The following is a 12,976-nucleotide window of genomic DNA, read 5'->3' as shown; positions in this document are numbered from 1 at the left end:
CGCTCAGCCGCCGCGTCGGCAACCGGCCGGGGCGCGGGCCCGGGACGCGGCGCAAGGGTCGAACTGGACGGCCATCATGGTCCTCTCTTGCGCCCCATAGTTATGGTCGTCCATCATTGTGACAAGCCGTCGCGCGTGTCGGGGCGGGCGCGACGGGCCATTGTCGCGTATATCGGAGCCGCATGGGCCGTTTCGCCATCAACCTGTTTGGACCGGACGCCGAGCCGATCCTGTGGCGGGTCATCCCGCTGAAGCCGCCGTCGATCGCCAGCGCCTTGGCCGTCACCGCGCTGGCCGTCCTCATCGCCTTCGGGCTGCGGCTGGTGCTGGTCGGCTCGCACAACGCCTTCAACGCCTCCTCCTCCTACTTCCCGGTCTTCATCATCGCCACCCTCTACGCCGGCCAGCGCTGGGGCTGGGGAACGCTGGCCCTGGCCCTGGCCTTCGGCGTGTGGGCCCCGTTCGGGGCGACCCGGGCCCCGAACGGCACGCTGATCCTGTTTGGCCTGTCGGGCGCGGTGACCATCCTGGTCGCCGCCCTGGCCCGCGTCGCCCTGGTGCGGATGCGGCTCGAGACCCAGGCCCGCACCGAGGCCGAGGGCCGGCTCAGACTGGCCGAGGCGGCCGGGGGCCTGGGCCTGTGGGACTGGGACCTGGAGACCGGCCAGGCCAACTGGTCGCAAGGCGTCTACCAGAACCTCGGCATCGCGCCGCGCAGCACGCCGCCGGTCTATGACGACCTGTTGAAGACGGTCCATCCCCTGGACCGGCAGCGGCTGATCGACGCCAACGCCCACGCCATCGCCCATGAGCGGTTCTACCATATCGACTACCGCAGCGTCGGCTCGGACGGCGAGGAGCGCTGGATCCACGCCCGCGGGCAGGTCTATCGCGACGGCGCGGGCAAGGCCGTGCGGCTGGTGGGCTACAACCTCGATGTCACCGAACGCCACCGCGCCGCCGAGCGCATCCGCGAGAGCGAGGCCCGCTTCCGGGCCCTGGCCGACAGCGCCCCGGCCCTGCTGTGGGTGTCGCAGCCGGGCGGAGCGCGGGAGTTCGTCAACGTCGCCTACAGCGACTTCGTCGGCGACGGCTACGACGCGGCCCTGACCCTGGACTGGCGCACCCGGCTGCACCCCGAGGACCTCAACCGGGTGCTGCGCGAACAGATGGCCGGAGAGGCCAGCCGCAAGGCCTTCGAGCTGGAGGCTCGCTATCGCCGGGCCGACGGCGACTGGCGCTGGCTGCGCAGCTTCTCCCAACCGCGCCTGTCGCCGCAGGGTGACTTCGCGGGCTTCGCCGGCATCGCCTTCGACGTCACCGAGGCCAAGCAGGTCGAGGCCGACCTGCAGCGGCTCAACGACCTGCTCACCGAGCGGGTCGAGGAGGCCATGGCCCAGCGCGACCTGGCCCAGGCCGCCCTCATCCAGTCGCAGAAGCTGGAGGCGCTGGGCCAGCTGACCGGCGGCGTCGCCCACGATTTCAACAACCTGCTGACCGTGATCATCGGCGCCCTCGACATCGTCCAGCGCCATCCCGACGACCAGGCCCGCACCGAACGCCTGGCCAAGGCCGCCCTCGACGCCGCCCAGCGCGGCGAGCGGCTGACCCGCCAGTTGCTGGCCTTCTCGCGCCGCCAGCCGCTGCGCACCGAGGTGCTGGCTATCGACGCGGCGATCAAGGACAGCGCCCAGCTCTACGGCCGGGCGCTCGGCGAGCGCTACATGCTGGACCTCGACCTGGGCGCGCCGGACGCCCGGGTGCTGATCGACCCGGCCCAGCTGGACGCGGCCCTGATGAACCTGCTGGTCAACGCCCGCGACGCCATGGACGGCGGCGGGGTGATTACCCTGTCCAGCCGCATCGCCGAGAACGGCATCGGCGAGACGACGCCCGGACCCTGCCTGTGCATCAGCGTGCGCGACCGCGGCGTGGGCATGGACGCCGCCACCGTGGCGCGGGTGTTCGAACCCTTCTTCAGCACCAAACCGGTCGGCAAGGGCACGGGCCTGGGCCTCAGCCAGGTCTATGGTTTCGCCAGCCAGAGCGGCGGCGGGGCCGAGATCGAGAGCCAGCCGGGCGCCGGCACGACGGTCTCCATCTTCCTGCCCCTGACCAGCGACGCCGAAAGCCGGCCCGAGCCGGAGATGTCGCCGGCCGACGCCCGGCCGCTGCATGTGCTGCTGGTCGAGGACGATCCCGACGTCGCCGAGCTGGCCCAGGCCATGCTGCGGGAGCTGGGCCACCGCATCACCTTCGCCGACACCGTCGAGATGGCCCTGAACGCCCTGCGCGCCGAGCCCGGCCTCGATCTGCTGATCACCGACGTGGTCATGCCGGGCCCGCGCAACGGCGTCGACCTGGCCCGCGAGGCCAGCGCCCTCAAGCCCGACCTGCCGATCCTGCTGACCAGCGGCTACACCGGCGAGGCCCTGGACGACGCCGAGGAGGCGCCCTGGCCGCTGCTGCGCAAGCCCTACACCCTGGACGTCCTGGCCCGCACCCTGGCGACCCACGCGCGGCCGGCGGAGGTTTCGCCGCCATGAAGATCGACGGCGCCTGCCACTGCGGCGAAATCAGCTATGAGGCAGTGGTCGATCCGGCCCGGACCATCGTCTGCCACTGCAGCGACTGCCAGACCATCTCCGGCGGCCCCTGCCGGGTGAACGTGCCGGTGCTGAGCGGCAACCTGCGGCTGACCGGCGAGCCGACCACCTACGTCAAGATCGGCGGCAGCGGCGAGCCGGTGACGACCGCCTTCTGCGGGACCTGCGGCGCGGCCCTCTATTCCTGCAAGGGCGAGACGCCGGCCTTCTACTTCCTGCGCACCGGCGTCATCCGCCAGCGGGCCGAGCTGATCCCGACGGCCCAGGGCTTCTGCGAGTCGGGCCAGCCCTGGGCGATGGAGATGTCGCGCATTCCGGTCGCGGGGGCCGGAAAACCCTAACCCCGTCAAAGACTTCCGGAATATGTCTAGACATATTCATCCTGTTTGCAGGGTCAGGGCGCCGCCGGGGCGGGTGTGGCGGCGGCCGGCCGGCGGTTCAGGGTGGTCTTCGGCCGTCAAAAGGGTGGTCCGTCATGGGTCGAAACGGCGCCCGGCGCCGCCCGGCGAGTGGCTGTTGGTTGGCCCTTTTGCATTGAATTATTTGATCATTTTTGACACACCCCGGCCTGACTTTCCGCCAATTGCGGTATAATGGTCGCCGCTTCGCCAACCACCGCCGCATCGCTCCATGCCCTGGGGCCTGGAGACCCCGATGACCAAACCCCGTCTGATCCTTCCCCTGGCCGTCCTCGCCTGCGCCGTGCTGTTGCAGGGCTGTATCGTCGGCTCCGTGGTCGGCGGCGTCACCGGGGCGGCGGTGAAGACCACCGGCGCTGTGGCCAGCGCCGTCATCCCCGGCGAAAGCAAGAAACAGCGGCTCGAACGCCTCGACCGCGAGGACAAGGCTCGCCGCAAGGCCGAGAAAAAAGCCCGCGAGGCCGAGAAGCGCCGCCAGCGCGAAGAGCGCGATTAAACTCTTCATGTCCGCTCATCCCGGCGAATGCCGGGACCCATCCGCGTGATCTCGATGTGGGAAGAGCGTGCCCTTGGGCACGGCCGTAACCCTTCGCAACTTCGCCCTCGCCGTGCCTGACGGCACGAACCCTAGCCACCGGCGCCTTATGAAATGGATCCCGGCATTCGCCGGGATGAGCGGAAAATTAGGAAGAGGGGCGGAATGTCGATTGGAGCTAGAGGAGCCCCTATGGTCCTGCGCTCTGCCCTATTGATGCTCGCGGCCCTTTCGATCACCGGCTGCGGCCCGGCCGCGCCGAGCGGACCGCCGGTGGAGATCCAACCCTCCCAGGCCGAAGCCTTGCTGCACCAGGCCACCGACCTCGACAGCAAGCGGGTCGGGCTGGAGGGCTATATCTACTTCGACAATGGCCGAAGCGGCGAAGCCATCGCCATGGGGCCCGAACTGCGCAGCAGCCCCGCCGGCGGGGGCGAACCGCTGGCCCGTTTCGAACTCGCCTATGGCTCCGGCCCCAACCAGCTGGACCTGCATGAGGTCAGCAAGGAGAAGCCGAAGGGTTTTCCCGGCGCGCCGGAGATCATGACCTTCGATCCGACCAAGGCGACCTGGCAGGACGCGGCCGGAGCCAGTCATCCCCTGTCCCAGAAGGTCCGGCTGACAGGGACGGTGCGGTACTTCGGCTTCAAAAGGACCGGACCGATTGGCGAAGACGACGCAGGCTCGCCGTCGGGCAAGCGGTTCAAGCCGATGCTGACCAAGGTGACACTGGACGTCCCCGCCCACTGAGAGTCCCGTCCTCTGACGATTCCCCTTGTGCCCGGATTGGCGCGGGCCTATATGTGATCCGTCACTTATGCTCACTTTCAGCAAAAGGTGACGACCAAGACCGGCCGGCGCTGCTTCAGCCCGGCCTTTTAGAGGCGCCAGTAATGCTCACCTTGAGCAAAAGGAGTGCGCGGATGGCCTACGACGTTGAGTTCACCCCCGAGGTGGAAGCCCTGACCGCCCCCGCGTGGGACAAGGTCAAGACCCAGGTCACGCCCCTGGAATGGCGCGTCCACGCCCCGCTGATCGCTCAGATCAACCGGATCAAGCGCGAAAAGAACGCCGTCATCCTGGCCCACAACTACATGACGCCCGAGATCTTCCACGGGGTCGGCGACTATGTCGGCGACAGCCTGGGCCTGGCCCGCGAGGCCGCGCGGTCGGATGCGAAGATCATCGTCCAGGCCGGCGTGCACTTCATGGCCGAGACCAGCAAGGTGCTGTGCCCGGACAAGACGGTGCTGATCCCCGACCTTAGGGCCGGCTGCAGCCTGGCCAGCTCGATCACCGGCGCCGATGTGCGGCTGATCAAGCAGCGCTACCCAGGCCTGCCGGTCGTCACCTACGTCAACACCACGGCCGACGTGAAGGCCGAGACCGACATCTGCTGCACCAGCGCCAACGCCGTGCAGGTGGTGGAATGGGCGGCGAAGGAATGGGGCGTCGACAAGGTCATCCTGATCCCCGACGAATACCTGGCCCGCAACGTCGCCGCCCAGACCGACATCAAGATCGTCGCCTGGGCCGGCAGCTGCGAGGTGCACCAGCGCTTCACGGTCGAGGACATCGCCGAGATGCGCCTCGCCTACCCCGGCGCCGAGATCCTGGCCCACCCCGAATGCCCCGAGGACGTGCTCAACGCCGCCGACTTCGCCGGCTCGACCGCCGCCATGAGCGACTATGTCGAGAAGCGCCGGCCCAAGCAGGTGGTGCTGATCACCGAATGCAGCATGGCCAGCAACGTCGCCGGCGATGTGCCCGGGGTGCAGTTCATCGGCCCCTGCAACATGTGCCCGCACATGAAGCGGATCACCCTGCAGAACATCCTCGACGCCCTGGTGAAGGAGCAGTTCGAGGTGACGGTCGACCCCGCCATCGCCGAGCGCGCCCGCCTGGCGGTGCAGCGGATGATCGACCTGCCGCCGCCCGCCATCCCGGCCCGCTACGACCTCGTGAAAGCACGGGGCCACCATGTCGATGTCGAGATGATCTGAGCCAGAAGGAGGCTCCCCCCAAGGGAGGCAAGGACGTGATCAAGGTCACCAAGTTCGGACCCGTCTACCGCGTCAAGGCCACCCGGCCGGACGTTCCCAAGGACTGGTCCAGCCTGATGCCGCTCGGCGCCCGCGAGGTCGTCGAGGAACTGATCCGCCACGGCGCCAGCCTCTACGACGCCTACGACGCCATGTTCGAGGCCGACCCCCTGCGGGCGGCCCAGGAGCTCCGGTAATGGTTCCCCAAAGCAAAAATGGACGTATCAAACACGATGGCGTCCTGATCCTCGGCGCCGGTCTGGCCGGCCTCACCGCCGCCCTGGCCGCCGCGCCGCGCAAGGTGCTGCTGCTCAGCCCCACGCCGCTGGGCGAAGGCTGCTCGAGCGCCTGGGCCCAGGGCGGCATGGCCGCGGCCCTGGCCGACGACGACAGCCCGGCGCTGCACGCCCAGGACACCATCGCCGCCGGCGCCGGTCTCTGCGATCCGGAAGCGGTGGCGGTGCTGACCCGCGAAGGGCCGGACGCCGTGCGCCATCTGGCCGACCTCGGCGCCCCCTTCGACCGCACGCCGGACGGCGGTTTCTCGCAAGGCCTGGAAGCGGCTCACGGCCGCGCCCGCGTCGCCCGGGTCGGCGGCGACGGGGCCGGCCGGGCCATCCACAATGCGGTGATCGCCGCCGTTCTGGCCGCCCCGCACATCGAGGTCCGCACCGGCCTTCGCGCCCGCAGCCTGCTGCAGGACGCCGCCGGCCGCGTGCGCGGCGCCCTGGTGGAAGACGAGGCCGGCGCCCTGACCGAGATCGTCGCCGCCGCCACGCTGCTGGCCACCGGCGGCCTCGGCGGCCTCTACGCCGTCACCACCACCCCGCGTGAGGTCCGCGGCGAAGGCCTGGGCCTGGCCGCCCTGGCCGGAGCCGTCATCGCCGATCCGGAGTTCGTGCAGTTCCACCCGACGGCCCTCGATGTCGGCGCCGACCCCGCGCCGCTGGCCACCGAGGCCCTGCGCGGCGAGGGCGCGATCCTGCGCAACACCGACGGCCGGGCCTTCATGAAGAGCTACCACCCGGCCGCCGAACTGGCCCCGCGTGACGTGGTGGCCCGCGCCATCCAGTCGGAACTGGTCGCCGGCCACGGAGCCTTCCTCGACGCCACCGCCGCCGTCGGCGAGGCCTTCCCGCACGAATTCCCGGCCGTCTTCGCCGCCGCCCAGGCCGCCGGCCTCGACCCGCGCGTCCAGCCGATGCCGGTCGCCCCGGCCTGCCACTACCACATGGGCGGCGTCGCCACCAACCTGGACGGCCGCACCAGCCTGCCGGGCCTGCTGGCCGCCGGCGAATGCGCCAGCACGGGCGTCCATGGGGCCAACCGCCTGGCCAGCAACTCGCTGCTGGAGGCGGCCGTGTTCGGGGCCCGGGCCGGCGCCGTCCTGCGGGATGCCGTCGACCCAGCCACCGTCCCCCTGCCTGCCGCCCCCTGGGCCGACCTGCCCGACGGCGCCCTGGCCGGCCTGCGCCAGGCCATGAGCCACGACGCCGGGGTGGTGCGCGACGGCGAGGGCCTGACCCGGCTGCTGGGCCGCATCGAGACCCTGCGCGACCTCTACGGCGAAGGGCCGGTGCTGGCCGCCGCCCGGCTGGTCGCCGCCTGCGCGCTGGAGCGGCGCGAAAGCCGGGGCGGCCACTTCCGCCGCGACTTCCCGGCCCCGCGCCCGGCCCTGCGCACCTTCGTCACCCTCGCCGCCCTGGCCGCCCGGCGTCAGGCCGCCTGAGCGCGCCGATGCCGCTTGATCCAGGTGGCGGCCCGCAGCAGCAGGGCCAGTGCGATCAAGGTCACGGCCGGGATCGCCAGCCACGGCTTCTCGCCGACGCGGCCGACATAGCTGTTGGTGAACACCAGCAGCACCGCCCAGCCGCCGACCGCGTGCAGCAGCTTCCACCGCGAAGCCCCCATCCAGCGGACCGCCGCGTCGCTGGAGGTCGCCGCCATCAGGGCGATGAGCACATAGACCGTGCCGCCCGCCCCGATGGTGATCGCCGCCACCTCATGCCCGAAGACCAGGGTAGCGATCAGGATGCAGACCAGATGGACCCCGTGGTTGGCCGCGAAGGCCAGCCCCACCGCCCGCCGCCGACGCAGCAGCGCCGTGCGCCAGCCGCCCGGCCACAGGGCAGCGACCGAAGAGGCCGTCCAGGCGGCCAGGAACCAGGGGAAGGACCATCGGGCGGTCAGCCGCGTCGCCGCCAGGGCCCCCTCCTGCGTCCAGCCGCCCTGCAGCAGGAAGCCGGCGGCGGCGATCAGCACCGCCACGCCGGCGGCGGTGAGAACGATCATCCAGGTCGGCGGCTTCATGGCGGTTTTCCCTTGCATACTGAGAGTATGATCGAACATACCGCCAGTATGTTGTCAAGCGCCGCGTCCCCCCTGACCAACCGTGAGCGCTTGATCCAACAGGCCCGCCGGCTGTTTTCCGAGCAGGGGTATGCTGACGTCTCCGTCGACCAGGTGGCCGCCGCCGCCGGCCTGACCAAGGGGGCCGTCTACTACCAGTTCAAGGACAAGACCGACCTGTTCCGCGCCGCCTGCGAGGCGGTGGTCGCCGACGTCGGGGCCTATGTGGACCAGGCGACCATGGGCATGCATCCCCACGCCATCGACGAGATCGTCACCGGCGGCGACAAGTGGCTGGACGCCTATGAGTCGCCCGAGGCGCGGCGCATGCTGCTGATCGATGGGCCTTCGGTGCTCGGCGTCGAAGCCTGGATCGCCCTGCAGGAGCCGATGGGGGTCGCCCTCATCGCCCACGCCCTGGGCCATCTCGTCGACGAGGGCCTGCTGGAGGCGGCGGTCATGCCGGCCCTGGCCAACATGATCTTCGGCGCCTTCGTGCAGGGCGCCCTGCGCATCGCCGTCTCCGCCGACCCCGACACGACCAGCGCCGAGGTCCGCCGCGCCGCCCGCGCGCTGACCGAAGGCCTGCTTTCCCGGACCCGCAAATGATCGCCCCCCTGCCCGACCTGCTGATCGAACCCATCGTCCGCGCCAGCCTGGCCGAGGACCTCGGCCGGGCCGGCGACATCACCGCCCTGGCCTGCATCGACGAGGACGCCCGACTGACCGCCACCTTCGGGGCCCGCAAGGAAGGCCGCATCGCCGGCCTGGCCTGCGTGCGCCTGGCCGTGCTGGCCCTCGACCCGACCGCCAGCTTCGAGAGCTGGGGCGTCGACGGCGACGATGCGCCGGCCAGCGCCGTGCTGGTCCGTGTCGAGGCCAACGCCCGCGCCCTGCTCTCGGCCGAACGCACGGCGCTCAACCTGCTGGGCCGTCTCAGCGGCATCGCCACCCTGACCCGCGCCTACGTCCGCGCCGTCGAGGGCACGAACGCCCGCATCACCGACACCCGCAAGACCACCCCCGGCCTGCGCGCCCTGGAGAAGTATGCCGTGCGCTGCGGCGGCGGGGTCAACCACCGCTTCGGCCTCGACGACGCCATCCTCATCAAGGACAACCACGTCGCCGCCTGCGGCGGGGTCAGGCCAGCCATCGAGCGGGCCCGCGCCTTCGCCGGCCATCTGGTCAAGGTCGAGTGCGAGGTCGACAGCCTGGAGCAGTTCGACGAGGCCCTGGCCGCCGGGCCGGACGTCATCATGCTGGACAACTTCGCCCTCGAGGACCTGCGCACGGCCGTCGCCCGCAACGCCGGCCGCCTGGTGCTGGAAGCCAGCGGCGGCGTCAGCCTGGACACCGTCGCCGCCATCGCCGCCACGGGGGTGAACGTCATCAGCGTCGGGGCCCTGACCCACTCGGCCCCGGTCCTCGATATCGGGCTGGACGTCTAGGCGGTCGCCGCCCGCGGCCGCTTGAGCCGCTGGGCCAGCCAGGCCTGCAGCGGCGCGTCCACCCAGCGGTGGAAGACAAAAGCCACGACCAGGGCGGCCGGGATCGATCCGGCCCACAGCACCCACTGCACCCCCGGCGGCAGGTCGAGGCGGCCGTTCAGCACATGCAGGGCCCCAAACCAGATCATGCCGGTCAGGCCATGGCTGATGAACAGGGCGAAGGACAGCTTGGCCCCCTCCTCGATCAGCTTCGAGGGCCGGGCCACCGGCGTGCGGCCGCAGGACAGCACCACGGCGGCGATGGCGACGATGCTGGCCAGGTCGAAGCGACCGGCCACCTGCAACAGCACCAGGGTCGCCGCCGCCAGCCAGCCGAGCAGCGGGGCGACGATCAGGCTGGGCTTGTTCTGCTCCACCACCCTGGCGATGCACAGGCCGAGCAGGAACAGCGGCATGGCGCGGATCAGGCCGAAGTGGAAGTCGAGGTCGTAGATCGGCCGCCCCAGCAGCGTCACGCACATGAGGTCGCCGCCAATGACCGCCAGCATGCCCAGCGACAGCATCGCCACCAAACTCTTCATGCGGCTGATCCAGGTCCACAGCAGCGGGAAGGCGCCGTAGCAGACGACCAGGGCCGACAGCGACCAGCTCTGGTGGTTCCAGCCGCCGCCGCCCGGAATGCCCCAGGCCTGGGCGAAGACCAGCTGCATGGCGAAGGCCTGCGGCGTGAAGTTCTCGGGATGCTCGGGGGCGACGCCGACCAGGCCGGAGGCCATGACCACCAGGGCCAGCAGGGCCAGTACGATCAGCTGCGCCGGCCACAGCCGCTGGATCCGCTTGCCGAGGAACCGCGCCGGCCCGACCCGGCCCGACAGCACCTGGCCGCCATAGGCCCGGCCCAGCACATAGCCGGACAGGATGAGGAAGAAGTCGGTGGCCAGGTACCCCCGGCCGAACACCGGATGCAGGCCGTCCAGCGCCACCGGCGCGCTCTGGCCGAAGTGGTAGAGCACGATCAGCACCGCCGCCAGGAAGCGCAGCAGATCGAGCGCCCCGCCTCGTCCCGGGACAACGCCGGAGCCCGTGGGCGCGACAGGCGTATCATTCTGGCTCAGAGCGGACATGATTCCGGCCTTCCGAGGCCCAGAAGCGGGCCCTTCGAGACCAGGGTTGCAACCCGCGCGCCGGTTCTTATCTGTATCTCATCTTGTTACGGAATAACCCATGACCCGCATGCCCGCCCTGTTCCTCGGCCACGGCTCGCCGATGAACGCCATCGAAAACAACGCCTGGACACAAGGCTGGGCCCACGCCGGCCAGGTCCTGCCCAGGCCCCGGGCGATCCTGATCATCTCGGCCCATTGGGAGACGCACGGCGCGGCCGTCACCGCCGGCGCGGCGCCGCGGACGATCCACGACTTCGGCGGCTTCCCCCAGGCCCTGTTCGACGTCCGCTACAACGCCCCCGGCGACATCGCCCTGGCCCGGCGGGTGGTCGAGCTGCTCAGTCCCGACACGGTCGCCCTCGATCCCGAACGCGGCTTCGACCACGGCGTCTGGAGCGTGCTGGCCCCCATGTACCCGGACGCCGACGTCCCCATCGTCCAGCTGTCCATCGACCGCTCGCGGCCCGACCGCTGGCACTACGAGGCCGGCCGGCGCCTGGCGGCCCTGCGCGATGAGGGCGTGATGATCGTCGGCAGCGGCGACATCGTCCACAACCTGCGGGCCGTGAGCTTCCGCGGCGGCGTCACGCCCGACTGGTCGCCGCGCTTCAACGACACGGCCAAGCGGCTGATCCTGGCCCGCGACCACGACCCGCTGATCGACTGGGCCAGCCTCGGCCCCGACGCCGACCTGGCCATCAACAGCGCCGAACACTACCTGCCGCTGCTCTACGTCCTGGGCGCCAGCCACCCGGACGAGCCGGTGGGCTTCTTCAACGACGACGTCTTCGCCGCCATCTCGATGACCTCGGTCGCCTACGGCGCGCCGCAACTCTAGAGATTGCGCCCCGCCCCCGTTAGTCTGGGGCCAAGGGGTGAGCGTTGCATCACGACGAGAAACAGGCGGGGCCGAAACCGGCGCCAAACCCGACGGACGACGATCCGACCGACCTCATCGTCGCCTTCGTCCGCTCGCTCGGCCTGCGGATCGAGGCCCGGACGCTCGAAGACGCCGGCCCCCTGCCCGGCATGGCTATCCGCGCCGGCGTCATCGTCTACGATCCGGACCAGCCCTATGCTCCCGGCGACCTGCTGCACGAGGCCGGCCACCTGGCGGTCATCCCGGCCGACCTGCGCGACCGCGAACCGTTCGAGGCCACCCCCGCCGAGGAGATCATGTCCACCGCCTGGTCCTATGCGGCAGGCCGCCACCTCGGCCTGCCGACCAGCGTGGTCTTCCACCCGCCGTCCTTCCAGGGCTGGGGCGACACCCTGCGCGAGAACTTTGACGAGGGCCGCTACGTCGGCGTCCCCGGCCTGCACCGCTACGGCATGAGCATCGAGCCGCGGCAGGCCAAGCCGGACGGTCCGCCGCCCTTTCCCCACATGCTGCGCTGGCTTCGCTGAACGGCGTCCTGCAACAAGGCCGGCGCGAGGTCGTTATCTGACGGTCGGGGGAGCCAGTTGAGGAGCGCCCCATGTCCAAAGCCCCGCCCATCCCCAAGGAACAGCGCAGCTTCCGCGGCCAGCGTCCCGACATCGACCTGGCCCACGGCGACCGCCGCGACATGCGCACCGGCCTGCAGTCCGGCCAGCCCGGCGACGCCGACGCCAACCTCAAGAGCCAGGGGCGCTACGGCAACCTGCACCAGAACGTCGAGACGGTGCACGCCAAGACGCAGGACCGCTGACGTTCAGACAGCGGCCGCGGCCTTTTCCGCCGCCGCCAGCCGTTCGGGCATGGCCGCGCCGTACATCGCCTGCACCCGCGCCAGAATGGCCGGCGGCGCCGTCTCCGGCCGGCCGGAATTGAACGGCGGGGCCGGGGCGTATTCCAGCCCCAGCTGCAGGGCCTGGGCGAACTCATCGCCGGCCACCTCGGCGGCCAGCACCAGGGCGAAGTCGATGCCGGCCGTCACCCCGCCGCCGGTGAAGACGTTGCCGTCGCGGACCACCCTGGCTGGATCGGGGATGGCCCCGAACAGGGCGAGCTGGTCGCGCCAGGCCCAGTGGCAGGCCGCCCGCTTGCCGTTCAAGAGCCCGGCCGCCGCCAGGATCAGCGAGCCGGTGCAGACGCTGGTCACGTAGCGCGCCATCCCGGCCAGCCGGCGGATCTCCTCGAGGAAATCCTCGTCCAGCATCGCCGCCGTGGTCCCGAAGCCGCCGGGGATGCAGAGGATGTCGCATTGCTCGATCGCCTCCAGCCGCGCCAGGCCGGCGAAGGTCAGGCCGTCGGCCTCCAGTTCGCCGCCGTCCATCCAGGCCACCGTCACTCGCGCACCGGGCAGGCGGCTGAGGAACTGGTGCGGGCCGGTGAAGTCGAGATGGGTGACTCCGGGATAAAGCGCGAAAATGATGTGCAGCGGGGCGGCGGGCATGGGCTTATCTCCTGGAAGGCCTTGACCCGCCCA

The 12,976-nt window shown here is 70.8% G+C and carries 15 protein-coding genes; 12 read left to right on the top strand and 3 right to left on the bottom strand.

Translation table 11 applies throughout. The features are described 5' to 3' along the window. The first annotated feature begins 182 nt into the window (after positions 1-182). The 7 genes from AC1RSK_RS09675 (at position 183) to AC1RSK_RS09645 (ending at position 7,331) form a co-directional block, all read left to right on the top strand. The gene (locus AC1RSK_RS09675) at positions 183-2,546 is read left to right on the top strand and encodes a hybrid sensor histidine kinase/response regulator (RefSeq protein ID WP_492907293.1); all 2,364 of its coding nucleotides are present in this window, start codon (positions 183-185) and stop codon (positions 2,544-2,546) included. Next, on the top strand, positions 2,543-2,947 hold the full coding sequence (locus tag AC1RSK_RS09670; RefSeq protein WP_492907292.1) for a GFA family protein: 405 nt from the start codon (positions 2,543-2,545) through the stop codon (positions 2,945-2,947). Before AC1RSK_RS09675 ends, AC1RSK_RS09670 begins: the two co-directional genes overlap by 4 nt. Before the next feature lie 313 nt (positions 2,948-3,260). Further along, positions 3,261-3,521: a hypothetical protein gene (locus tag AC1RSK_RS09665; protein ID WP_492907291.1), complete on the top strand. Its 261-nt coding sequence runs from the start codon at positions 3,261-3,263 to the stop codon at positions 3,519-3,521. Positions 3,522-3,752: 231 nt separating this feature from the next. Further along, a complete protein-coding gene (locus AC1RSK_RS09660) occupies positions 3,753-4,310 on the top strand; it encodes a hypothetical protein (protein WP_492907289.1) in 558 nt (185 codons plus the stop codon). 143 nt (positions 4,311-4,453) lie between these two features. Further along, on the top strand, positions 4,454-5,563 hold the full coding sequence (gene nadA, locus AC1RSK_RS09655; protein ID WP_492907288.1) for a quinolinate synthase NadA: 1,110 nt from the start codon (positions 4,454-4,456) through the stop codon (positions 5,561-5,563). A gap of 35 nt (positions 5,564-5,598) precedes the next feature. Then, positions 5,599-5,799, top strand: a complete 201-nt coding sequence (locus AC1RSK_RS09650) for a hypothetical protein (protein ID WP_492907287.1) — start codon at positions 5,599-5,601, stop codon at positions 5,797-5,799. Next, positions 5,799-7,331: an L-aspartate oxidase gene (locus AC1RSK_RS09645; protein ID WP_492907286.1), complete on the top strand. Its 1,533-nt coding sequence runs from the start codon at positions 5,799-5,801 to the stop codon at positions 7,329-7,331. The genes AC1RSK_RS09650 and AC1RSK_RS09645 overlap by 1 nt, the downstream gene beginning before the upstream one ends. On the opposite strand, the gene AC1RSK_RS09640 is transcribed toward AC1RSK_RS09645, so the two are convergent. Continuing rightward, positions 7,319-7,912, bottom strand: coding sequence for a hypothetical protein (locus tag AC1RSK_RS09640; protein ID WP_492907285.1), 594 nt, complete (start codon positions 7,910-7,912; stop codon positions 7,319-7,321). The genes AC1RSK_RS09645 and AC1RSK_RS09640 overlap by 13 nt on opposite strands. A 90-nt stretch (positions 7,913-8,002) precedes the next feature. Here AC1RSK_RS09640 and AC1RSK_RS09635 point away from each other — a divergent pair, with 90 nt between their 5' ends. Together AC1RSK_RS09635 and nadC are read left to right on the top strand one after the other, a co-directional pair. Next, positions 8,003-8,560 (top strand): TetR/AcrR family transcriptional regulator, encoded by a 558-nt coding sequence (locus AC1RSK_RS09635; RefSeq protein WP_492907284.1) that lies wholly within the window; start codon positions 8,003-8,005, stop codon positions 8,558-8,560. Beyond that, positions 8,557-9,399: a carboxylating nicotinate-nucleotide diphosphorylase gene (gene nadC / locus AC1RSK_RS09630; protein ID WP_492907283.1), complete on the top strand. Its 843-nt coding sequence runs from the start codon at positions 8,557-8,559 to the stop codon at positions 9,397-9,399. Before AC1RSK_RS09635 ends, nadC begins: the two co-directional genes overlap by 4 nt. On the opposite strand, the gene AC1RSK_RS09625 is transcribed toward nadC, so the two are convergent. Next, positions 9,396-10,523: an acyltransferase family protein gene (locus AC1RSK_RS09625; protein ID WP_492907282.1), complete on the bottom strand. Its 1,128-nt coding sequence runs from the start codon at positions 10,521-10,523 to the stop codon at positions 9,396-9,398. The two genes, nadC and AC1RSK_RS09625, sit on opposite strands and share 4 nt — an antisense overlap. A gap of 100 nt (positions 10,524-10,623) precedes the next feature. Between AC1RSK_RS09625 and ygiD the strand changes: the two genes are divergently transcribed. The 3 genes from ygiD (at position 10,624) to AC1RSK_RS09610 (ending at position 12,256) form a co-directional block, all read left to right on the top strand. Further along, positions 10,624-11,403, top strand: a complete 780-nt coding sequence (ygiD, locus tag AC1RSK_RS09620) for a 4,5-DOPA-extradiol-dioxygenase (protein ID WP_492907281.1) — start codon at positions 10,624-10,626, stop codon at positions 11,401-11,403. A 44-nt stretch (positions 11,404-11,447) separates the two neighbouring features. Next, positions 11,448-11,972, top strand: coding sequence for a hypothetical protein (locus AC1RSK_RS09615; protein ID WP_492907280.1), 525 nt, complete (start codon positions 11,448-11,450; stop codon positions 11,970-11,972). Between the two features lie 71 nt (positions 11,973-12,043). Next, the gene (locus AC1RSK_RS09610; protein ID WP_492907279.1) at positions 12,044-12,256 is read left to right on the top strand and encodes a hypothetical protein; all 213 of its coding nucleotides are present in this window, start codon (positions 12,044-12,046) and stop codon (positions 12,254-12,256) included. Between the two features lie 3 nt (positions 12,257-12,259). On the opposite strand, the gene AC1RSK_RS09605 is transcribed toward AC1RSK_RS09610, so the two are convergent. Beyond that, a complete protein-coding gene (locus AC1RSK_RS09605) occupies positions 12,260-12,943 on the bottom strand; it encodes a DJ-1/PfpI family protein (RefSeq protein WP_492907278.1) in 684 nt (227 codons plus the stop codon). Positions 12,944-12,976: the final 33 nt, after the last annotated feature.

The organism is Caulobacter sp. GW821-FHT11A05, assembly GCF_058809015.1.
The sequence above is the reverse complement of the archived record's forward strand: the minus strand, read 5'-3'. Positions and strand labels throughout refer to the sequence as shown.